The sequence below is a fragment of the Algibacter marinivivus genome (assembly GCF_003143755.1).
GTDB classification, from domain to species: Bacteria; Bacteroidota; Bacteroidia; order Flavobacteriales; family Flavobacteriaceae; genus Algibacter_B; species Algibacter_B marinivivus.
The window spans coordinates 383,530-402,978 of record NZ_QFRI01000001.1; the positions used below are offsets into that span (position 1 = coordinate 383,530).

Annotated in this window: 23 protein-coding genes; 19 read left to right on the forward strand and 4 right to left on the reverse strand. The window is 31.6% G+C overall.

Features of this window, described 5'->3' with window-relative positions:
- Positions 1-39: 39 nt before the first annotated feature.
- The 4 genes from DIS18_RS01820 to DIS18_RS01835 all read left to right on the forward strand — a co-directional run bounded on the left by DIS18_RS01820 (position 40) and on the right by DIS18_RS01835 (position 1,515).
- Positions 40-627 (forward strand): hypothetical protein, encoded by a 588-nt coding sequence (locus DIS18_RS01820; protein WP_146191780.1) that lies wholly within the window; start codon positions 40-42, stop codon positions 625-627.
- The gene (locus DIS18_RS01825) at positions 627-923 is read left to right on the forward strand and encodes a DciA family protein (RefSeq protein WP_109351340.1); all 297 of its coding nucleotides are present in this window, start codon (positions 627-629) and stop codon (positions 921-923) included. The genes DIS18_RS01820 and DIS18_RS01825 overlap by 1 nt, the downstream gene beginning before the upstream one ends.
- 98 nt (positions 924-1,021) lie before the next feature.
- Entirely contained in the window at positions 1,022-1,213 is a 192-nt protein-coding gene (locus DIS18_RS01830) for a cold-shock protein (RefSeq protein ID WP_019386352.1), read from the forward strand.
- A 110-nt stretch (positions 1,214-1,323) separates the two neighbouring features.
- On the forward strand, positions 1,324-1,515 hold the full coding sequence (locus DIS18_RS01835) for a cold-shock protein (protein ID WP_019386350.1): 192 nt from the start codon (positions 1,324-1,326) through the stop codon (positions 1,513-1,515).
- A gap of 80 nt (positions 1,516-1,595) precedes the next feature.
- Here the strand turns inward: DIS18_RS01835 and DIS18_RS01840 are convergent, their stop codons facing one another.
- Positions 1,596-2,015, reverse strand: a complete 420-nt coding sequence (locus DIS18_RS01840) for a nucleoside-diphosphate kinase (protein ID WP_109351341.1) — start codon at positions 2,013-2,015, stop codon at positions 1,596-1,598.
- 175 nt (positions 2,016-2,190) lie between these two features.
- On the opposite strand from DIS18_RS01840, the gene DIS18_RS01845 reads away from it, so the two are divergent.
- The 15 genes from DIS18_RS01845 to DIS18_RS01915 all read left to right on the forward strand — a co-directional run bounded on the left by DIS18_RS01845 (position 2,191) and on the right by DIS18_RS01915 (position 12,839).
- Positions 2,191-3,210: a DHH family phosphoesterase gene (locus tag DIS18_RS01845; protein ID WP_109351342.1), complete on the forward strand. Its 1,020-nt coding sequence runs from the start codon at positions 2,191-2,193 to the stop codon at positions 3,208-3,210.
- Positions 3,203-3,745, forward strand: a complete 543-nt coding sequence (gene gldI, locus DIS18_RS01850; protein WP_109351343.1) for a gliding motility-associated peptidyl-prolyl isomerase GldI — start codon at positions 3,203-3,205, stop codon at positions 3,743-3,745. The genes DIS18_RS01845 and gldI overlap by 8 nt, the downstream gene beginning before the upstream one ends.
- Before the next feature lies 1 nt (position 3,746).
- Positions 3,747-4,874 carry a peptidylprolyl isomerase gene (locus DIS18_RS01855; protein ID WP_109351344.1) on the forward strand — a complete coding sequence of 376 codons (1,128 nt, stop codon included), beginning with the start codon at positions 3,747-3,749 and terminating at the stop codon, positions 4,872-4,874.
- 55 nt (positions 4,875-4,929) lie between these two features.
- Positions 4,930-5,859: a prolipoprotein diacylglyceryl transferase gene (lgt, locus tag DIS18_RS01860; RefSeq protein ID WP_109351345.1), complete on the forward strand. Its 930-nt coding sequence runs from the start codon at positions 4,930-4,932 to the stop codon at positions 5,857-5,859.
- A 61-nt stretch (positions 5,860-5,920) separates the two neighbouring features.
- Positions 5,921-6,343 (forward strand): DUF192 domain-containing protein, encoded by a 423-nt coding sequence (locus tag DIS18_RS01865; protein ID WP_245925558.1) that lies wholly within the window; start codon positions 5,921-5,923, stop codon positions 6,341-6,343.
- An 85-nt stretch (positions 6,344-6,428) separates the two neighbouring features.
- Positions 6,429-6,794: a hypothetical protein gene (locus DIS18_RS01870; RefSeq protein ID WP_109351347.1), complete on the forward strand. Its 366-nt coding sequence runs from the start codon at positions 6,429-6,431 to the stop codon at positions 6,792-6,794.
- A 176-nt stretch (positions 6,795-6,970) separates the two neighbouring features.
- Complete coding sequence (locus DIS18_RS01875; protein ID WP_109351348.1) at positions 6,971-7,423, forward strand: GNAT family N-acetyltransferase; 453 nt, start codon at positions 6,971-6,973, stop codon at positions 7,421-7,423.
- Positions 7,424-7,514: 91 nt separating this feature from the next.
- The gene (locus tag DIS18_RS01880; RefSeq protein WP_109351349.1) at positions 7,515-8,312 is read left to right on the forward strand and encodes a carbohydrate kinase family protein; all 798 of its coding nucleotides are present in this window, start codon (positions 7,515-7,517) and stop codon (positions 8,310-8,312) included.
- Positions 8,313-8,484: 172 nt separating this feature from the next.
- A complete protein-coding gene (locus DIS18_RS01885) occupies positions 8,485-8,919 on the forward strand; it encodes a DUF1801 domain-containing protein (RefSeq protein ID WP_109351350.1) in 435 nt (144 codons plus the stop codon).
- A gap of 94 nt (positions 8,920-9,013) precedes the next feature.
- Entirely contained in the window at positions 9,014-10,090 is a 1,077-nt protein-coding gene (locus DIS18_RS01890) for a serine hydrolase domain-containing protein (protein ID WP_181363971.1), read from the forward strand.
- A 32-nt stretch (positions 10,091-10,122) separates the two neighbouring features.
- Positions 10,123-10,821: a DUF6624 domain-containing protein gene (locus tag DIS18_RS01895; RefSeq protein WP_181363972.1), complete on the forward strand. Its 699-nt coding sequence runs from the start codon at positions 10,123-10,125 to the stop codon at positions 10,819-10,821.
- A complete protein-coding gene (locus DIS18_RS01900) occupies positions 10,787-11,284 on the forward strand; it encodes a DUF1801 domain-containing protein (protein WP_146191781.1) in 498 nt (165 codons plus the stop codon). The genes DIS18_RS01895 and DIS18_RS01900 overlap by 35 nt, the downstream gene beginning before the upstream one ends.
- A gap of 140 nt (positions 11,285-11,424) precedes the next feature.
- Positions 11,425-11,820, forward strand: a complete 396-nt coding sequence (locus tag DIS18_RS01905) for a helix-turn-helix domain-containing protein (protein ID WP_109351353.1) — start codon at positions 11,425-11,427, stop codon at positions 11,818-11,820.
- A 48-nt stretch (positions 11,821-11,868) separates the two neighbouring features.
- A complete protein-coding gene (locus DIS18_RS01910) occupies positions 11,869-12,264 on the forward strand; it encodes a VOC family protein (protein WP_109351354.1) in 396 nt (131 codons plus the stop codon).
- Positions 12,265-12,281: 17 nt separating this feature from the next.
- A complete protein-coding gene (locus DIS18_RS01915) occupies positions 12,282-12,839 on the forward strand; it encodes a VOC family protein (RefSeq protein ID WP_109351355.1) in 558 nt (185 codons plus the stop codon).
- A gap of 30 nt (positions 12,840-12,869) precedes the next feature.
- On the opposite strand, the gene DIS18_RS01920 is transcribed toward DIS18_RS01915, so the two are convergent.
- The 3 genes from DIS18_RS01920 to DIS18_RS01930 all read right to left on the reverse strand — a co-directional run bounded on the left by DIS18_RS01920 (position 12,870) and on the right by DIS18_RS01930 (position 19,392).
- Positions 12,870-15,245 carry a TonB-dependent receptor domain-containing protein gene (locus DIS18_RS01920; RefSeq protein ID WP_109351356.1) on the reverse strand — a complete coding sequence of 792 codons (2,376 nt, stop codon included), beginning with the start codon at positions 15,243-15,245 and terminating at the stop codon, positions 12,870-12,872.
- Between the two features lie 320 nt (positions 15,246-15,565).
- A complete protein-coding gene (gene secDF, locus DIS18_RS01925) occupies positions 15,566-18,553 on the reverse strand; it encodes a protein translocase subunit SecDF (protein ID WP_109351357.1) in 2,988 nt (995 codons plus the stop codon).
- A gap of 221 nt (positions 18,554-18,774) precedes the next feature.
- Positions 18,775-19,392, reverse strand: coding sequence for a hypothetical protein (locus DIS18_RS01930; protein WP_109351358.1), 618 nt, complete (start codon positions 19,390-19,392; stop codon positions 18,775-18,777).
- Between the last annotated feature and the right edge of the window lie 57 nt (positions 19,393-19,449).

Consider the following 19,449-nt stretch of genomic DNA (forward strand, 5'->3'; position numbering starts at 1 on the left):
AAAATTTTAAAAGCTAAACATTGGCAAATATTTATACTAATGATTGGAATCCCACTAGTTTTCCAAATCTTTATGATGTTAACTATGTTTTCAGATTTAGATACTGACTCAAATCCTGATCATAAAAAAATAATAGGCATATTTCAATTTTTTCCAGTTATCATGATTCTATATATTTCTGTCTTTTTCAGTTGGTTTTGGTCAATTGGAATAGGATTACAAAATAAAGTCCCAGCAAGTATCAAAATGAAAATAAAAAAATTTAAAATATTCTTTTTTATACCTCTTATATACATTACACTTCTGTCTATAGGAATGGGAATAAGTTTTTCAGGGTATTCATTTAGCAACAATTTTTTTCCAAACAATCTAGGTTTAATGTTGCCTTTAATAATTCTACCTCTACATCTGTTTTCAATGTTTTGCATGTTTTACATGCTTTATTTCTGTTCAAAAACAATAAAAACAGTTGAACTTCAAAAAGAAGTTTCATTTGGAGAATTTATAGGAGAGTTTTTCAGTCTATGGTTTTATCCAATTGGAATATGGTTTATCCAACCTAAAATTAATAAATTGGCAAAAAAAATTGAAGAAATTCAAGATATTGGAAAAAATGATAATATATAATGGCAAAACGAAATAACGAAAATTTGAGTATTGGTGATGCTTTAAAAGAGTTTGTGGAAACAAATAAGCTTGAAAAAGGTTTAAACAAAATTAATGTTGCTGATGCTTGGAAAAAACTAATGGGCAATGGTGTTAATAATTACACCTTGTCTGTAAATTTAGAGCGTGAGACCTTATATGTGCAACTGAGTTCTAGTGTTTTAAGAGAAGAATTAAGCTACGGTAAAGAAAAGATTATTAACATGCTTAATGAGGAATTGGGGAAAATTATAATTAAAAAACTGATTTTAAGATAATTAGATATTGGTTATTATTACAAAAAATACTCTCAAAAATAAAAACCTATTACTTTTTATATTACCTTTGCCACTTAAATTATTATAATACAAATACAATGAGTAAAGGTACCGTAAAATTTTTCAATGATTCTAAAGGATTTGGATTCATCATTGAAGAAGACAACAACAAAGAACATTTCGTACACATTTCAGGATTAATCGATGAAATTCGTGAAGGTGATGTTGTAGAATTCGATCTTCAAGAAGGAAGAAAAGGATTAAACGCCGTAAACGTAAAAGTAGTCTAACAATATACTATTTAACAATTACAAGTTAAAGTCTATCATTTATTTGATAGGCTTTTTTTTATGGCATAACCTTTGCTTTAGATAAATTATAATAATTAAAATTTAATACAATGAGTAAAGGAACAGTAAAATTCTTCAACGATTCTAAAGGATTCGGATTTATAACTGAAGAAGGTTCAAACACCGAACATTTTGTTCACATTTCTGGATTAATCGATGAAATTCGCGAAGGTGATTTAGTTGAGTTTGACTTACAGGAAGGAAGAAAAGGCTTAAATGCTGTAAACGTAAAAGTAGTTTAGTCCACATATAAACGTTTTTAAACAAAAAATCCCGCAACTATGTTGTGGGATTTTTTTGTTTAAAGTTTGAAAAAAAAGGCTTAAAACTGCTCTCTTCCAGAGAAATGAAATGCGCCTTCAATAGCCGCATTATCATCACTATCACTTCCGTGTACAGCATTCTCACTTATTGAATCTGCATACATTTTTCTAATAGTACCTTCTGCTGCATCAACAGGATTTGTAGCTCCTATTAAAGTTCTAAAATCTTCAACTGCATTTTCTTTTTCTAAGATTGCAGCTACTATTGGTCCGCGTGTCATGTATTCCACCAATTCTGGGAAAAACGGACGTTCGTTATGTATTGCATAAAATGCTTCTGCATCTGCAGTAGTCATTTGTGTTAATTTCATTGCTACAATTCTAAATCCTGAGGCTGAAATTTTTTCTAATATTGCTCCAATGTGTCCTTTTTCAACAGCATCTGGCTTAAGCATTGTAAATGTTCTATTTGTTGCCATTTTTTTGTTTTTATGTGCGTGCAAAAGTAATCTATTTCTATGAAATACCATAACCTAAATTTAGATACAAACAGAAATAATAATTATGGTATTACATCTACCAAATAAAAAAATAAACCCTAACAGATAAAATTCCAATGGCTCTAATTTTAAAAAAATTGTATCTTCGTGAACTATGAATAAACAAGACATTGCAAGCATAAAGGAGCTTTTATCTACTAAAAAAAAGATAGTTATTATACCCCATAAAAACCCTGATGGCGATGCTATTGGTTCTACTTTAGGTTTATATCATTATTTAATAAGAGGCAATCATAAGGTTCATGTTTTAGCGCCTAATGATTACCCATCTTTTTTGAAATGGATTCCTGGTAATGATACTATTTTAAAGTACGATTCGCAATCAAAAATTTGTGATGCATTAATTAATGATGCAGATATTATTTTCACTTTAGATTTTAATGCGTTTCATAGAACAGGGAATATGGAATCTGTTTTAACAGAAAGTAAGGGCTTGAAAATTATGATAGACCACCATCAAGCACCAGATGATTATGCAACTTACATGTTTAGTGATGTCACCATGAGTTCTACTTGCGAAATGATATATCATTTTATTGATATGTTAGGCGACTCACAAACTATTGATAGTGATATTGCCACTTGCCTGTATGTTGGTATTATGACAGATACAGGTTCTTTTAGATTTAGATCTACCACGAGTAAAACACATACTATTGTTGCTAAACTTATAGAAAAAGGCGCTAATAATAACGAAATACATAATAATGTTTACGATACTAATAGTTATGAACGCTTACAGTTGCTAGGTTGCGCATTAACTAATTTAAGAGTAATTCCAGAATCTAGAGCTGCCTACATTACGCTTTCTCAAGATGAGCTTCAAAAATACAACTACAAAAAAGGCGATACTGAAGGGGTTGTAAATTACGGACTATCATTAGACGGCATTGTGCTTGCTGCCATATTTATTGAAGATAAAAATGAGGGTATTATAAAAATCTCTTTACGCTCTAAAGGGAACTTCTCGGTAAACGAGATGTCTAGAGCACATTTTGATGGTGGTGGTCATACAAACGCTGCTGGTGGTAAAAGCCATTTATCTCTAGAAAAAACAGTTGAAAAATTTATTAGTATATTACCTACTTATAATAATGCCCTAAATAATGAATAAATTACTCACTATAGCATTGGTTTTGCTTGTTTTTAGTTGCAAAACACCAGAAGCTAGACGTCCTGTTACTGTTAAAACAGGTTCTTTTATAGATGCCTCTGTAGAACGAAATAAACAACTTAATGCCAAAGAAAAAGCCTTCATTGAAAATTTAATGAAGCAGCAAGAGAAAGAATATATAGCCTCTGGAAATGGATTTTGGTATTACTATAATAATAAAGTTGAAAACGACACTTTAAAAACACCAGCTTTTGGAGACATTGTTAATTATGATTACAATGTTAAAGATATGAATGGTTCAATCATATACTCAGCAAAAGACATTAAAACACAAACCTACGCTATGGATAAAGAAGAATTATTCACAGGACTTCGTGAAGGTTTAAAACTCATGAAAAGCGGGGAAACAGTTACGTTTTTATTCCCTTCACAAAAAGCGTATGGTTACTATGGCGATGAAAATAAAATTGGTACAAATGTGCCTTTAATTTGCGAGGTTACTGTAAACTCTATTACCGAAAACCAAACCCCATAGCATGTTTATCAAGAGTGCCTCCAGATTTTTATTGTTAGCACTTATTGTTGTAAACTTTTTTGCTTGCTCAGAAAAATACCCTGAACTTGAAGATGGTATTTATGCCGAATTTGTAACTACAAAAGGCATTATGGTTGCTAAATTGGCTTATAAAAAAGCCCCTGTTACTGTAGCAAATTTTGTATCTCTAGCAGAAGGCACAAATACTATGGTGAAAGAGATCTTTAAAGACAAAGCCTACTTTAACAATACCATTTTTCATAGAGTTATTGATAGTTCTCTTATTCAAGGTGGAGACCCAACTGGAAAAGGCTCAGGCAACCCAGGTTATAAATTTAAAGATGAGTTTCATCCTGATTTAAAACATAACAAACCAGGTATTTTATCTATGCCTAACTATGGCCCAAAAACAAACGGAAGTCAATTTTTTATTACTGAAATACCTAGACCTGGGTTAGACAATAAACACAGTGTTTTTGGAGAACTTATTATTGGACTTAATGTTTTAGATTCTATTTCGGTAGTTAAAACAGATAAAAACTACCGCCCTATTAAACCTGTTTATATTAAAGAGGTTAACATTATTCGAAAAGGTAATGATGCTGAAAATTTTGATGCAGCTGAACTTTTTGAAAATCATTTTGCAGAAGAAGAACGCCTTGAAAAAGAAAAAAAGGCCAAAGCTGAAGCTATTTTAAAATCAACATTAGAGAAATTTAAATCGCAAAAAGCAAAAGCCCTCACTTTACAATCTGGATTACAATATTATGTTTCAGAAAAAGGTGATGGAAAAAAATTACATGAAGAAGCCGAAGCTCTTGTGCACTATACCGTATATACTGAAAATGGTAAACTTATAAAAACCAGCAAACTTGAAGTTGCTAAAAAGCTTAATGTATTTAACAATAAACAAAAAGCAGCCAATACTTATCAACCTATTAGAGCAGATATTGGTCCTGATGCTCAAATGATTCAAGGATTTAAAGAGGGCTTACAACAATTACACGTAGGAGACAAAGCCACTTTATTTATTCCTTATCATTTAGGATTTGGAGAAGCTGGAGGTAATACTGTCCCGGGAAAAACCAATATTATTTTTGAGGTTGAAGTCTTAAAACTTCTTAGATAAATTTTAACATAAATACCATATCAAACCTTTATATTTACGCTGAAAAATAAAACCTATGCAAGCACTAAAATTTGATTGGAACCCAATAACAGGAATTGATATTGTTGGAAACTTCAAACTGCACTTTTACAGTGTTATGTGGATAGTTGCGTTTATTATTGGCTGGTACATAATGAAGCGCATTTTCACTAAAGAAAAAGTGTCTTTAGATTATTTAGACCCATTATTTATCTACACCGTTTTAGCAACTATGCTTGGTGCGCGATTAGGACACGTTTTGTTTTATCAATCTGAATTAATATCTCAAGATTTTTTTAGCATCTTTTTGCCTTTTAAGTTTAAAGGCGGTTTTGAATTTACAGGCTTTCAAGGACTTGCTAGTCATGGAGCAGCTATAGGTATTATTATTGGTATGTATCTATACCGAAAAAAATACAAATACAAATCTGTGCTTTGGATTTTAGACAGAGTTGTAATTACAGTGGCATCGGGTGCTGTTTTTATTAGAATTGGAAACTTTATTAATTCTGAAATCATTGGAAAAATAACAGACTCTAGTTTAGGTGTTCGTTTTATTCAAGATCAATATTACAAAAATGAAATTGTACAGCGCACAGGCATAAAAGATGTACAAAAAGCGTATAATGCTGTTACTGATAATGCACAATTCTCTAATCTATTAGAAGCAGTCCCATACAGGCACCCATCACAGCTTTATGAATCATTTTGCTATATTTTTGTGTTTTTAATTTTATGGTATTTCTATTCAAAAACCACAAAAAAAGACCAACCAGGGTTTTTATTTGGTTTATTTTTAGTTCTACTTTGGACTATTAGGTTCTTTATAGAATTCACCAAAGAACCTCAGGGTGATGAATATATTAATTGGTTTAGCCTAAATACTGGACAATGGCTAAGTATTCCATTTGTTCTTATTGGGCTTTATTTTATGTTTGTTTATAAATCCAAAAGCGCTGTAAAATAACATGTTTTTAAAGCGCTACATATTACTTACAGTATTATTTAGTTTAATCTTTATTAGTTGTATGGATAATAAAAAAGCGATTAAGCAAACCGAGATAACCTTTACTAAAGAAGGCGAACTTACTATTTTTAAAGCATCAGATGCTACACAAATCCATTTAGATATAGAAATTGCTGATACTGATTTTGATATTCAAACAGGACTGATGTACAGAAGCTCAATGGAAAAAAAACAAGGTATGCTCTTTGTTTTTGAAGATGAGCGCGAACGTTTTTTTTATATGAAAAACACAAAAATCCCTTTAGATTTAATTTATATAAGTTCTGATACATCCATTGTTAGTTTCCAGAAAAACGCAAACCCCTTTGATGAATCTTCTTTACCATCAAATGCACCTGCTAAATATGTATTAGAAGTTAATGCGGGATTGGTTGATACGTGGGGTGTTTTAGTTGGAGATCGTATTTCATTTAGCCATAAATAGCCCTATTATCAAAATCACATAAAAGGGAATAAAAACTAGGTACTTTAACACGCCACTAATCATACACAAGAACGTTAACAACAATATGAAACCGACACTAATTATATTAATTTCACTCGCAACAATTTTAATTTCTGCACAAGAAAAACAATGCTCGGATTTTAAAACTGGAAAATTTAAATATTCAGATATAAGTTGGAGTGAGATTACATCTGTCCGAACTGATTCCACTCAAACAGATTACTATTCTGAAAGTAATATGGAACTGGTAAGTAAGATTACTTGGTTGTCTGATTGTAAATACAAAATGGAATATACAAAAGTTAGTGAGGAGTGGTTTAAACATAAGATAGGAGAAACAATGATTATTGAAATTGTCGAAATAAATGATAATAAAATATCATGCAGAAATGAATCTTATGAAATTGAAATGATAAAAATCTCAAACTGATTAAAGACAGTTTCTAACAAAGTGTATAATTCATTCCTTCGGATTTTCCTCGCCGAAAAATCCTCAATTCTGAATTATGAGCTCGTGTATATTTGCTAACTTAGTTGCCAACGGCAACCAAATCATTCGCGAACACGTTGTCTATCATTTGAAATATCACTTCCTTTTAGAAAAAAATGAATATAATATCAATACGAGAAAATCCAGAATACAAAGATGTAGCCATAAAATATTTTCAAAAAAGCTGGAAAAGTGTGTTGCCTATTATATATGAGGATTGCATAACTCATAGTATTGAAGCAAGGAATTCGTTGCCTCAGTGGTACTTGTTAGAAAAAGACAGAGAAATAATTGGTTGTGCTGGACTTATAACAAATGATTTTATAAGTCGTGGAGATTTATATCCTTGGGTTTGCGCAATATTTGTTGATGAAAAACACAGAGGAAATGCCTATGGATCACTATTGATAGAAAAGGCTAGAGCGGATACGCAAAAAGCAGGCTTCGGACATTTATACTTATGCACTAGCCATGTAGGGTATTATGAAAAATACAATTTCAAATATATAGGTCAAGGATATCATCCTTGGGGTGAAGATTCTAGAATTTATGAACTGGAAGTGAAATAAAATAACGTCACACTACACCGCGTATAATTAATTGCTTAACCACGCAACTAAACATACATAAAACCGTTGTGTGTAATTCAAGTAAACAAAAATGAAAATAACAGCATTAACATCTTTCTGTGTGGATTTCTTTCCAGAATTGGATAAAATATACGTTGGAGGAAATTCATTAAACTTTGTTACTCAATGCAAACTTTTAGGATATAAAAACATCTCAGTAATTGGGGCTATTGGAAAAGACAGATTTGGAAAACTAATAGAAAATCAATTAGACAAATTAAATATAAATCGTTCTAGATTATACCAGATTAACTATCCAACTGCATCAAATAAGATTTTTATTAATGAGAAAGGAGACAGATACTTCAAAGAAGATAGCTGGAATGGAGGCGCATTTGATAAATTTAGATTATCAGAAAATGATTGGAATTCATTAGCAGAAAGTAAAATTGTTGCAATGCCAGCTGGAGACCCTAACTTAAAAGAGCTTTTAAAAAGACGGAATGAAAAACAATTTGTAGTTATTGACTTTTTAGACTATTTGGGAATGGACTTCATAAAAGAACATATAGACAATATCGATATTGTTTTTTTGAGTGGTAAAGAAGAAATGTTAAACGAACTACAAGAACTTTCTTATCAAAAAAAGAAACTAATAGTTACGACTTTAGGAGCAAAAGGTAGTGTAGCCTTTTTTGAAAATAAAAGGTATTACCAAAAAGCGATTGAAGTTACTGAAATTGTTGACACAACAGGCTGTGGCGACGCTTTTCAAGCAGCTTTCACTATTAAATGGCTAAAAACTAAAGACATAGAGAAATCGCTAAAAGCAGGTTCTATTACTGCTAGTAAAGTTTTGAATTTTATAGGCGGAGTTGAACAAGAGTAAAAAACTACACACAACAAAGTATAAAATTAATTGATAGTACTCGCCTACTTACAAAAATCCTCACGGATTTTCTATTCGGTTTGTATTTGCTAAATTAGTTGCTTAAAACACTAATATTCTCATATACTAGGACGTTGGCGGACATTAAAAAGTAACTCAAAATAATTACGAAATGGCAAAAAATAAAACCACCGAAACTGAAGTAGACGTTTTTAATTTTATTGAATCATATGTAGACAATAATCAAAAGAAAGCTGATAGCCATAAATTAATAGAATTGATGAGTGAATGGTCTGGTTTTGAACCAAAAATGTGGGGGCCAACCATAATTGGTTTTGGAAGCTATCACTATAAATATGCTAGTGGTCATGAAGGTGATGCTCCTTTATTAGGTTTCTCACCAAGAAAAACACAATTTTCACTCTATGTCTATTCTAAAACAGAAAAAAGTGATACTCTTTTGAAAGATTTAGGCAAATTCAAAATGGGGAAAGCCTGTATTTATTTTAAGAAACTAACTGACTTAAATATTCCAATTGTGGAAAAGCTGAGTATTGAAACAATTACATATCTTAATGAACACCATGAATGTGCTTGTAGAAATTAAAACTGAGGAATTTGACTAAGATAAATTGCAAAAACCTATTAAATAAATGAAATAATTGCTATTAAAGTTCTTAAAATAAATGACAATAAATAATATGAAGAATAACAAAATAGCGCTATTTGTAATACTATTATCATCAATTTTATTGAGTTGCAGTAGTAAAGCTCAAATCTACCCAGATAAAAATTGGTCGAGTAATCAAAACCCCGAAGCTAAAGGATGGGTAGAACCAGAATATTCAATTTTTAACCGCTATGTTATTGATAGCACAAATATTACTGGGCTAGTAATTATACATAAAGGAGAAATTGTATTTGAGTACGGAGATATTGAAGAAAATAGCTATATAGCATCTTGCAGAAAAAGTATTCTGGCTATGCTTTTTGGAAAATATGTAGAAAATGGCACTATAGACCTTAATAAAACATTAAAAGCATTAGAGATAAATGATGTTTCAAAACTTCTTCCTATTGAAAAAAAGGCTAAAATAAAAGATTTAATTTCAGCACGCTCTGGTGTTTACTTGAATGGATCAAACGGTGGTGATTTTAGAAGATATGCGCCAAAAAGAGGTACTATAGAACCTGGTAGTTATTGGTTATATAATAATTGGGATTTTAATTTAGCTGGATACATATTTGAAAAAGAAACGAATAGTAATATTTATGACGAAATAGAGTCTCAACTAGCTATACCACTACAAATGGAAGATTGGGACAAAACTCTGCAAAGAAAAAATGGAAATTTAGAAGTGTCAAAATTCCCCGCATATCATATGTGGTTTTCTACCAGAGATATGGCACGAATTGGTTTATTAATGCTTAGAAAGGGCAAATGGAATAACAAACAAATAATACCTGAGAAATGGGTTGATGAAATAATAACACAGCGTACATCTTATAAAGAAGCTCAAAAAAATGTCCCAGTTCTTAAAGAAGATGGTATAGATTTAGGGTATGGATATATGTGGTGGTTAATAGAAAACACAGATGATTACAGATTAAAAAATGCATATTCTGCACAAGGCGCTTTAGGACAAAATATTACTGTTTACCCAGAAATTGATGTTGTATTGGCTTATAAAACTAAAAGTGATTATAGAAGGCGTAATTCAATTCAAACACAGATGAAAGTGATGAAAAAAGCAATAGAAATTTACAACCCTAACTAGAGCAAGAATATAGCAAACTTAATTTTTAACTTATGAAAACTGTAAAACTTGTATTAATACTTCTTATATGCTTATTAGCATCATGTAATAAAAAAGTAAATAAAGAGCAGCAAGTGGCAAAAGAAAATCTTTTAGAAAAAAATAATCTAATTGCTATTTTAGATACTATTTGGCAAACAGAACAAACACCTTTAAGATTAAGAGATTCTTTAATGGATATTTATGGCGTAGAATCAAAAGAAGCTATGAAGCAACAAGCCATTTATAAGAAGAACCATATTATTAATGAAAAAAAAATAACATCTTATCTTAATGAAAATGGATGGCCTACTAGTAACATAGCTGGAACACAAGGCAACCTTACAATATGTAATGTATTACAGCATGCTGATCTTGAAACAAGAGAATACTATATTCCTTTAATGAAACAAGCTGTTTTAGATAATAAGTTAGAACCTAGGTTTCTGGTTCGTGCACAAGATAGAATTGCAACTGACAGAGGTGAATTACAAATTTATGGCGGGCAAATGAAATACTATCCTGAAACTAAAACATTTAATGTTTGGCCCATTTATGACCCTATTAATATTGATAAAAGGAGAGCCAAAATAGGACTTGGTCCAATTGCAGAATTTCTTAAGAATAGATTTAACTTTGAATGGAACCTTGAGGAGCAGATCAAGCGAACAGAAGAATTTGAAAGAAATAAAAGAAATGAAACCAAATCCTGAGCTCAAAAAATTTATTAAACCTTATGATGAGGACATTCAAAAATTGACTTTAGAATTAAGGAATTTCATAATCGATTTAGTTCCACAAACTAACGAGTTAATTTGGGATAATTATAATGCAGTAGCAATGGCTTATTCAAAATCAAAAAAATTGAAAGATGCGTTTTGTCATATTGCAGTCTATACACAACATGTAAACTTTGGGTTTAATCGTGGAGCAGAATTAACAAGTGGAAACTTGAAATTAAATGGAAAAGGAAAACTAATAAGGCATATTTCAATAAAAAAAATGAAATCATTTCCAAAAGATGAAATTAAAACTTTGATTTGGGAGGCAGTTGGCATTTCAGAACATCTAAATCGCAACTTGAAAGACAAAAATAAAAAACCGAAAAGCATAGTAATGTCAGTTTCGGAAAAGAAGATAAGACCCAACGGAAACCAGAATTTAAAAGGATTATAGAAAAAAATTCACCTATTTTATACTTGGAAAATCACACAAATTTCGTCAGGTTCGTTTTCTTTTGTTAACTTAGTCCAAGCTCCTAACCTACCAAGTAAAACAGACACAACCGCGTAACAAAAATGTAATAAAACTAAATAATGACATTTTACGAAGAAGAGCTTAATAGAATTCGTAGCGTTATTTATTCAAACGAAGGACAAATTAACACTGTAATAGGAGTTCGAAACTACATCAAAAACAATTATGATGTTAATTTAAATTTAGATGTATTATCCCATACTCAGTTTGTATCTAAATACCACTTACTACGTTTGTTTAAAAAATATCATGGGCTTACTCCAAGGCAATACTTGATTGATAAACGCATAGAGAAATCTAAAGAACATCTAATAAATGGAATGTCGGTAACTGAAACCTGTTATGCAGTTGGATTTGAAAGTTTAGGTTCATTCAGTGCTTTATTTAAAACAAAAACGGGAAAATCGCCTACCAAATATCAAAAAGAGCAACTTTCAAGAAGCGAAACAGCTTAGGAATTCTGAAATTTGGAGTATAGGTAAATACATAAAACATACCATCATATGAAAGTAACACTAATTAGCATCCCAGTTAGAGATCAAGAAAAGGCATTAAAATTTTATACAGAAAAATTGGGCTTTTTAAAAAAGAAAGACCTCCCTTTAGGTGGCGGAAATCGATGGTTAACCTTAGTTTCAGCAGAATGGCAAGATGGCCCCGAATTATTATTAGAACCCGCTCCTCTTCATTTTGAACCGTGCAAAGTATTTCAAGATGCATTGATGGAAGCTGGTTATCCATACACTCAGTTTGATGTAAAAGATGTACAAAGTGAATATGAACGACTTAGAAAACTTGATGTAGAATTTAGTATGAAGCCAACAGAAATGGGCACTGTAAAAGTTGCTGTTTTGAATGATACATGTGGAAATAACATTCAATTAGTAGAGGAATTATAAATAAGAAATAAATTAAAATGAAAAAGCTAATACCGTTATTATTTTTGAGTTTGATTGTTATAAGTTGTACAAATTCAAAAACTGAACAAAATAACCAAGCAGAAATTCAAAAACTGCAAGTGGAGAACGACAGTTTGAAAAATATTTTGACGCTAAACGAGGCTACTAAAAAAAATGAGATAGCAACGTTTCTTACTTTTCAAGACAATAATGCAGAAAATGCAATGAATTTTTATGTGGAATTATTCGATAATTCTAAGATTATAAAAGTACAACGTTGGGGCAAAGAAGGACCTGTTGAAGAAGGTAAAATTATGCACGCTACTTTTGATTTAAACGGAAGTTTATTTATGTGTAGTGACAGCCCTCCAATACACAAATGGAATTTTTCTCCTGCAGTTTCCAACTATATTTCATGTGAGAGTGAAAGCAAACTTGAAAAACTATTTACAAAATTATCTGAAAATGGTAATGTATTGATGCCTTTGAACAACTATGGTTTTAGTCAAAAATTTGGTTGGGTAGTTGATCAATTTGGTGTTTCGTGGCAATTGAATTTACCATTTGAGAATTAATTGATACTCTGGATTATAAAACCTTAGCTTTTATCGTCTTTTACCTCCAGAATATTCCATAGCTTCTCCTTTACCAAATCCATAACTAAAACCTATAGCTACAAATCTACCACGACGGCTCCAACTATATGCTTCTGAATTACCCTGTGATATAAAGCTTTCAGAAAATCTTGATTTAAAAACGTCTCTAACACTTAAATTAATAACACCTTTATCTTTTAATATTTTTTTTCGAATACCAACATCTAGAAATGTATTTGCACTACTTATACCTTGTACTGTTTTCACTTTTGATCTATGATTACCAACAGCTTCCAAATCTATATTAGCAGGCAAATCAAATTTAGCCATGAGTTTTGAACTCCATTGATCTCCATTAAAATCAAAAACCGCAGATTCGAAAGTGCCTTTCCTATCAAACTGATTGTAATTGAAATCAACATTAAAAGTTAACCATCTTGCAGGACTGTATTTTGTATTAAACTCAATACCCAAAGTACTATTTGTACCAACATTCTCGGGCATACTTGTATTTACATTATTTTCAAAAACAGAAATACGCTCAATAACATCAGTGGTGTAGCGATGATATACACCAAAATTTAAAGATGTTTTACCAATATCAAAAATACTAGTTAATTCATATGAATCGGTAAACTCAGGCATTAGGTTAGGATTACCTTGACGAATATTAAAATTGTTTCTAATGTTAAAAAACGGATTCAATTCGCGCATCCCTGGTCTGTTTATTCGCGCTGAATAGCCCGCTTGTAGAGATACAGCATCCGATAATTTATAAGATGAATGAACACTTGGAAACAAATTAGTATAACTTTGAGTATTTGATACGTTAGTGGTTACAAGGGTAGTTTCTAAATCGGTTTGTTCTAATCGTAATCCTGCCTTCAAGCCCCAATTCTCGCATTCATATCCACCAATTACATAAGCACCCAATACTTTTTGATCAAACTGAAAATTATTGGCCAACCCTAAATCAGTAACAAACTCACCATCAACTAAATCCTGTACTTCAAAATCATTACCAATATCATCAATTTGGTATTGCGCACCCGTTTCAAGAATCCAAATCTCAGAAAACGGTTTTGTGTAATCTAGTTTAAACGTGTAATTATTAGAACCGTAATCTGTTCTAGTATTTTGCGTATTATCTCTATCTGTGCCAGAAATAGTAGTATCTTGAAACAAAGATGTTAAATCTTTGGAAAAAGAACGTCCAGTAGCACTTAATAATAAATCGTGATCTTCATGGTCTTCAAAATCGTGCTTATATACTAATTCATACTGCCACTTAGGGTTTGTTGCCTCAGTAGTTTCAGTTCGTTCCCATTCTGAAGTCACATTGCTACTAGCATCAAGTGATTTAAAATTAATATCTGAGGGTTGATCTTCAATTTCGTAAGCAAAATTTCCTGACAAGGTTAAGACGCTGTTGGTACTGATATAATAATCTGTACCTAAAGTAATATTATAGAATTTTTCAGCCCTTAAATCCCTACCCTCACTAACTATAGAAGTGCCAGTTTCTAAGTCTTCATTAATATTTTCAGAGTCTCTGGGGTACACTCTTCTACCTAAACCCATTTGGGTGAATAGATTGAATTTTTCCGAACGACGATTTAAACTGATACCAATACTATTATTATCTGGAATACCCGCATTTAAACTGAATGCTCCGTTAATACCTTTGCGTTCATCCTTTTTAATAACTATATTAATAATTCCAGATGTACCTTCAGCATCATATTTAGCAGATGGATTTGTAATGATTTCAATTCTATCTATCATATCAGCGGTAATACTTCCTAAAGCACCACCGTCATCAGTTAAAATTGAAGGTTTTCCGTTTATCAACACTTGAACTCCAGAACTGCCCCGTAAACTTATAGTTCCTTCAATATCAACATTTACTGAGGGCACATTATTTAGTACTTCTAGTGCACTAGCACCCGTACTACTTAAATCTTTCCCTACATTAAAAACGCGTTTATCTAGCTTGAATTGTGATGAAGATACTTCTGCTTGTACTAATACTTCTTCAAGTTGTTGCGTATTTTCTTTTAATATAATAGTACCCAAATTAATTTTTCTGCGTTCTGGATTAATTTCTTTAATTGTTTTAGATACAAAGCCCATAAAACTTATTTGAAGGTAAAACTGTTTTATTTCAGTGTCTATTTTAAAGGAACCATCATCTGCAGTAATTACACCTTTAATTGTATTTCCTGTTGTACTATCAAATAATACTACCGTTGCATAAGCTATTGGCTGCTTACTTGTTTCTTCTAGAACTTTACCTATAATCTGAACATTTTGAGCTGATACTATTTGTAGTTGCGAAAAAGCAAATAAGATTAAAAACGAAATATAAAAGTATCTAAGATTCATTTAAAAAAAGCCTTGTTAAAAGTATAAAAATACTCGTCTAATTTTTGACGAAGTTATTAAGTATTTTACGATTCTAACAAAATTTATTTCATAAAGATTTATTAAATACTTATTGCTGATAATAACTCTTTTTTGAGTTAAACTATACTTTAGCAAATACTTGCGTTAGGGATTATAGAGGAAAGCCCACAGCCCGACGAAGGAGGTGCGAGGACTTGGAACGGAAAGCCCGACCCTTGTGGTAACGCCCAAATTATTTCTGATAACAAAAAAAGCCTATCAACAGAAGTTAATAGGCTCTTTACAAAGAAAAGTTTTAGTTAGTCTTTCTTTTTTCCTTCTAATTTATTTACTGTATCGTACATGATTGGTGTTGCGATAAATAATGAAGAGTACGTACCAACAATAACACCTACGATTAAGGCAAACATGAAACCTCTAATAGAATCGCCACCAAAGATGAAGATTGCTAATAATACCACTAAAGTGGTTAATGAGGTATTTAATGTTCTACTTAATGTACTGCTTAATGATGAGTTTACTACTTTATCGAACTTCCAAGATGTGTGCTCGTTGAAGAACTCACGGATTCTATCGAATACTACCACCGTATCATTTAAAGAGTAACCTATTACCGTTAATATAGCTGCGATAAATGCTTGGTTTATTTCCATGTTGAATGGCATGAATTTGTACGTTAACGAGAATACACCCAATACGATTAATACATCGTGGAATACCGCTGCTACAGCACCTAATGAATATTGCCATTTCTTAAAACGGATTAAGATATATAGGAATACTACAATTAACGACCCTAAGATTGCCCAGAATGATGCTTGTTTAATATCATCGGCAATGGTTGGTGTTACTTTGTATGATTCTAGTAAACCTACTTGTTTGTTTTCATCATTCAAATCAATGAATTGCTCATAAGTAATACCTTCTAAATGTGGTACTAAAGCTTTGTATAATGAATTTCTAATTTCTTCATCTACTTCAGCTCCAGATTCGTTTACTTTATATTTAGTTGTAATTTTTAACTGGTTTGCGTCTCCAAAGGTTTTAGCATCTGCACTACCAAACACTTCTGGTTGAGACAGTAAACCTGTAACTTCTGAAGCACTAATGTCTTGCGCAAAACGTACTTGATACGTTCTACCTCCTACAAAATCGACACCTTGATTTAAACCGTTAGTAAATAACGACCCTAAACTTAAAAGTATAAGCGCTCCTGATACAACATAAGCTACCTTACGTTTCTTTAAGAACTCGATATTTATATTTCTGAATAGGTTTTTAGTAATTCCTGTAGAGAATTCTAATTTCCCACCACGATTTGCATACCAATCAATTAATAATCTAGTTATAAAAATAGCTGTAAATAATGATGTAGCAATACCTATTAATAATGTAGTTGCGAAACCTTTAATTGGTCCTGTACCAAATATAAATAAGATTAATGCCGTTAAACCTGTAGTAACGTTGGCATCTAAAATAGATGATAAAGCATTACTAAATCCATCTTTTATTGATTCTGCTTGCCCTTTACCTTTAGCTAATTCTTCTCGAATACGCTCGAAAATAAGTACGTTTGCATCTACCGACATACCAATGGTTAATACAATACCTGCAATACCAGGAAGTGTTAATACCGCTCCTAACCCTGATAAAATACCAAATATTAGTAAAAGGTTTAATAACATGGCTATATCTGCAAAAGCACCTGCTTTTCCATAGTAAAAAATCATCCAGATTAGCACTAATGCTAATGCAATAAGGAATGACATAGTCCCACTTTCAATAGCTTCTTTACCTAATGATGGACCAACAACCTCACTTTGTATAATATCTGCAGAAGCTGGTAATTTACCTGCACGTAATACGTTTGCTAAATCTATTGCTTCGTTTAATGTAAAGTTTCCTGAAATAGACGAGTTACCACCAGCAATTGGACCTGTAGTTACACCAGGAGCAGAATATACAACATCATCTAAAACAATAGCAATTTGACTGCCTTGTGTATATGCTTTACCCGTCATTTCTTCCCAGATTTTAGCACCTTTAGCATTCATTTGCATAGACACCTCAGACTTTCCTGTTGGACCAAATTGGTTTCTTGCATCTGTTACTACAGCACCACTTAATTGTGGGATGTTTTCTCTGTTTCCAACTAAGGCATATAAATCTACAACCTCGCTATCTTTTTCTGGTTTCCCGAAAACAAACTTAGCGTAACGTTGTTCTGCAGGAAGTAATGCTCTTACTTCTGGTCTGTTTAAATAATCCAGAACAGTTTCTTTATCTTTAATTTCAAACTTAGCAATGATTGGTCCGCCTTGGTATCCAATTCCTCTAATTAACTTTCCTAATGGATTGTTTTCTTCAACTGCTGTAGAATCTGTTTCCGCATCACCTAATAAATCATCGATCTGATCGCTTTGAGCATCTTCTTCATCTTGAGACTCAACTTCAGTAGCGTCCTCATCTACAATAATATCTTTTAAAACAGCATTAGCTTGATCTATAAACCCAAAAAATTGCTCACCTTTATAAGCATCCCAGAATTCTAATTGTGCTGTACTTTGCAGTAAACTTGTGGCACGATCTACATCCTTAACACCTGGCAACTCAACTAAAATACGTCCAGAATTTCCTAAACGTTGAATATTAGGTGATGTTACACCAAACTCATCAATACGTTTACGTAATACCTCAAAAGCAGAAACTATTGATTCATCAATTTTTGTTCTTATAATATCTTTTACATCATCATCAGACATACTACCATCAATTTCACCATCAAGTTCTCTGGTGTAAAATATATCTGGAGAAGCTAATTTAGTATCCCCTTTTATAGCATCAAAAGCTGTAAAGAAATCTTCTAAATATGTGTTTTGACTATTTTTTTGAAGCTCAGAAGCATCATCTAAAGCTTTATTAAAAGTAAGATCACTTGTATTATTTGCTAATCCCTTTAAGATATCTTTTACAGATACTTGAAGAATAACGTTAATACCACCTTTTAAATCTAAACCAAGATTCATGGCTTTTTGTTTCACTTCGTTATGAGTGAATTTTGCAACACCGATATTATAAACGGTATCTGTAGCTATTCCTTGAAGATAATTAGCTTCTTCTTGACTACGCAATGCTCTAAAATTTTCCTCTGATTCAGGAATTTTATTAATTGCTATTTCTTCAGCTTCTTTTTCAATTGAATTTGCTTTAAATGTGAATGATAATTGGTAAAGACTTACCAAACCAAACAAAATGGCAAACAATTTTACTAATCCTTTGTTTTGCATGTTATACTTTTTTTACGTCAAATTTTTAAACCTGAATAATTTCGGGCGAGCAAATATAGAATTTACCCTATAATTTGACAATTTTTTATTTTTTGAATTTGATTTTATAGAATCTACATTATTAATGTGTTCTAAAATTGAAATGAAAATTTAGGAATGTGTTTAATCTGAATCATTTTTGAAGCTGTTATAAGAACTTCTAAAAATAAATTTAAACTCCCTTAAGCTAAAGGGCCTGCTCTAACTTCAGGTATTTTGTGTAGTGGATCACTTATTTGTATCGTAATGGCTTTACGAATTTTGTAAGTGACATGTGTTAAGGTATTTGTGTAATCATGATCTACACTGCCTGTAGACACATAATTTGGATCTATGAATCGATCACTTTTTACTTCAACATCTAAACTTATTGCACCATCAAAATCCCATCCAGAATGTTGTCCATTCTGTATTTCGTAAATATTAATATCATAACTGATATTTGACTCTTGGAATGGTAATTTTGATGAATCTTTATCTTGTGATTGAGATGTTAATTGAAGTGCTAGAGTTTCTTGGTCTAAAAACAGTTGTTTTATACTAGCAATATCGGCATCACTGAAATATGTTATTTTCAGTTTACCCTCTTGTAATGTAAGTACTTTAATATTTTCAGCACCTAAACCTTGTAACTGATACTTTATTGCAGCTACAGCATTCTCAGTTTGGTTTGGTGTTAAATTAACATCTTCAAACTGCAATACAATTTCTTGGTTAGGTACCGTTATTTGCTGTTGAGAAACAACACCAAATAAGGTTAAACCAAAAATTAAAATACTAATGCACCATCTAGCAATCATGCGCCAAATATAAAAAAATAAAGACTGTATTGCTACAGTCTTTATATAAATCTATGT

Bases quoted from the DNA above. Each gene is read 5' to 3' on its own strand.
- DIS18_RS01820 (WP_146191780.1), top strand. From the start codon at position 40: ATGATTGGAATCCCACTAGTTTTCCAAATCTTTATGATGTTAACTATG.
- DIS18_RS01825 (WP_109351340.1), top strand. From the start codon at position 627: ATGGCAAAACGAAATAACGAAAATTTGAGTATTGGTGATGCTTTAAAA.
- DIS18_RS01830 (WP_019386352.1), top strand. From the start codon at position 1,022: ATGAGTAAAGGTACCGTAAAATTTTTCAATGATTCTAAAGGATTTGGA.
- DIS18_RS01835 (WP_019386350.1), top strand. From the start codon at position 1,324: ATGAGTAAAGGAACAGTAAAATTCTTCAACGATTCTAAAGGATTCGGA.
- DIS18_RS01840 (WP_109351341.1), bottom strand. From the start codon at position 2,015: ATGGCAACAAATAGAACATTTACAATGCTTAAGCCAGATGCTGTTGAA.
- DIS18_RS01845 (WP_109351342.1), top strand. From the start codon at position 2,191: ATGAATAAACAAGACATTGCAAGCATAAAGGAGCTTTTATCTACTAAA.
- gldI (WP_109351343.1), top strand. From the start codon at position 3,203: ATGAATAAATTACTCACTATAGCATTGGTTTTGCTTGTTTTTAGTTGC.
- DIS18_RS01855 (WP_109351344.1), top strand. From the start codon at position 3,747: ATGTTTATCAAGAGTGCCTCCAGATTTTTATTGTTAGCACTTATTGTT.
- lgt (WP_109351345.1), top strand. From the start codon at position 4,930: ATGCAAGCACTAAAATTTGATTGGAACCCAATAACAGGAATTGATATT.
- DIS18_RS01865 (WP_245925558.1), top strand. From the start codon at position 5,921: ATGGATAATAAAAAAGCGATTAAGCAAACCGAGATAACCTTTACTAAA.
- DIS18_RS01870 (WP_109351347.1), top strand. From the start codon at position 6,429: ATGAAACCGACACTAATTATATTAATTTCACTCGCAACAATTTTAATT.
- DIS18_RS01875 (WP_109351348.1), top strand. From the start codon at position 6,971: ATGAATATAATATCAATACGAGAAAATCCAGAATACAAAGATGTAGCC.
- DIS18_RS01880 (WP_109351349.1), top strand. From the start codon at position 7,515: ATGAAAATAACAGCATTAACATCTTTCTGTGTGGATTTCTTTCCAGAA.
- DIS18_RS01885 (WP_109351350.1), top strand. From the start codon at position 8,485: ATGGCAAAAAATAAAACCACCGAAACTGAAGTAGACGTTTTTAATTTT.
- DIS18_RS01890 (WP_181363971.1), top strand. From the start codon at position 9,014: ATGAAGAATAACAAAATAGCGCTATTTGTAATACTATTATCATCAATT.
- DIS18_RS01895 (WP_181363972.1), top strand. From the start codon at position 10,123: ATGAAAACTGTAAAACTTGTATTAATACTTCTTATATGCTTATTAGCA.
- DIS18_RS01905 (WP_109351353.1), top strand. From the start codon at position 11,425: ATGACATTTTACGAAGAAGAGCTTAATAGAATTCGTAGCGTTATTTAT.
- DIS18_RS01910 (WP_109351354.1), top strand. From the start codon at position 11,869: ATGAAAGTAACACTAATTAGCATCCCAGTTAGAGATCAAGAAAAGGCA.
- DIS18_RS01915 (WP_109351355.1), top strand. From the start codon at position 12,282: ATGAAAAAGCTAATACCGTTATTATTTTTGAGTTTGATTGTTATAAGT.
- DIS18_RS01920 (WP_109351356.1), bottom strand. From the start codon at position 15,245: ATGAATCTTAGATACTTTTATATTTCGTTTTTAATCTTATTTGCTTTT.
- secDF (WP_109351357.1), bottom strand. From the start codon at position 18,553: ATGCAAAACAAAGGATTAGTAAAATTGTTTGCCATTTTGTTTGGTTTG.
- DIS18_RS01930 (WP_109351358.1), bottom strand. From the start codon at position 19,392: ATGATTGCTAGATGGTGCATTAGTATTTTAATTTTTGGTTTAACCTTA.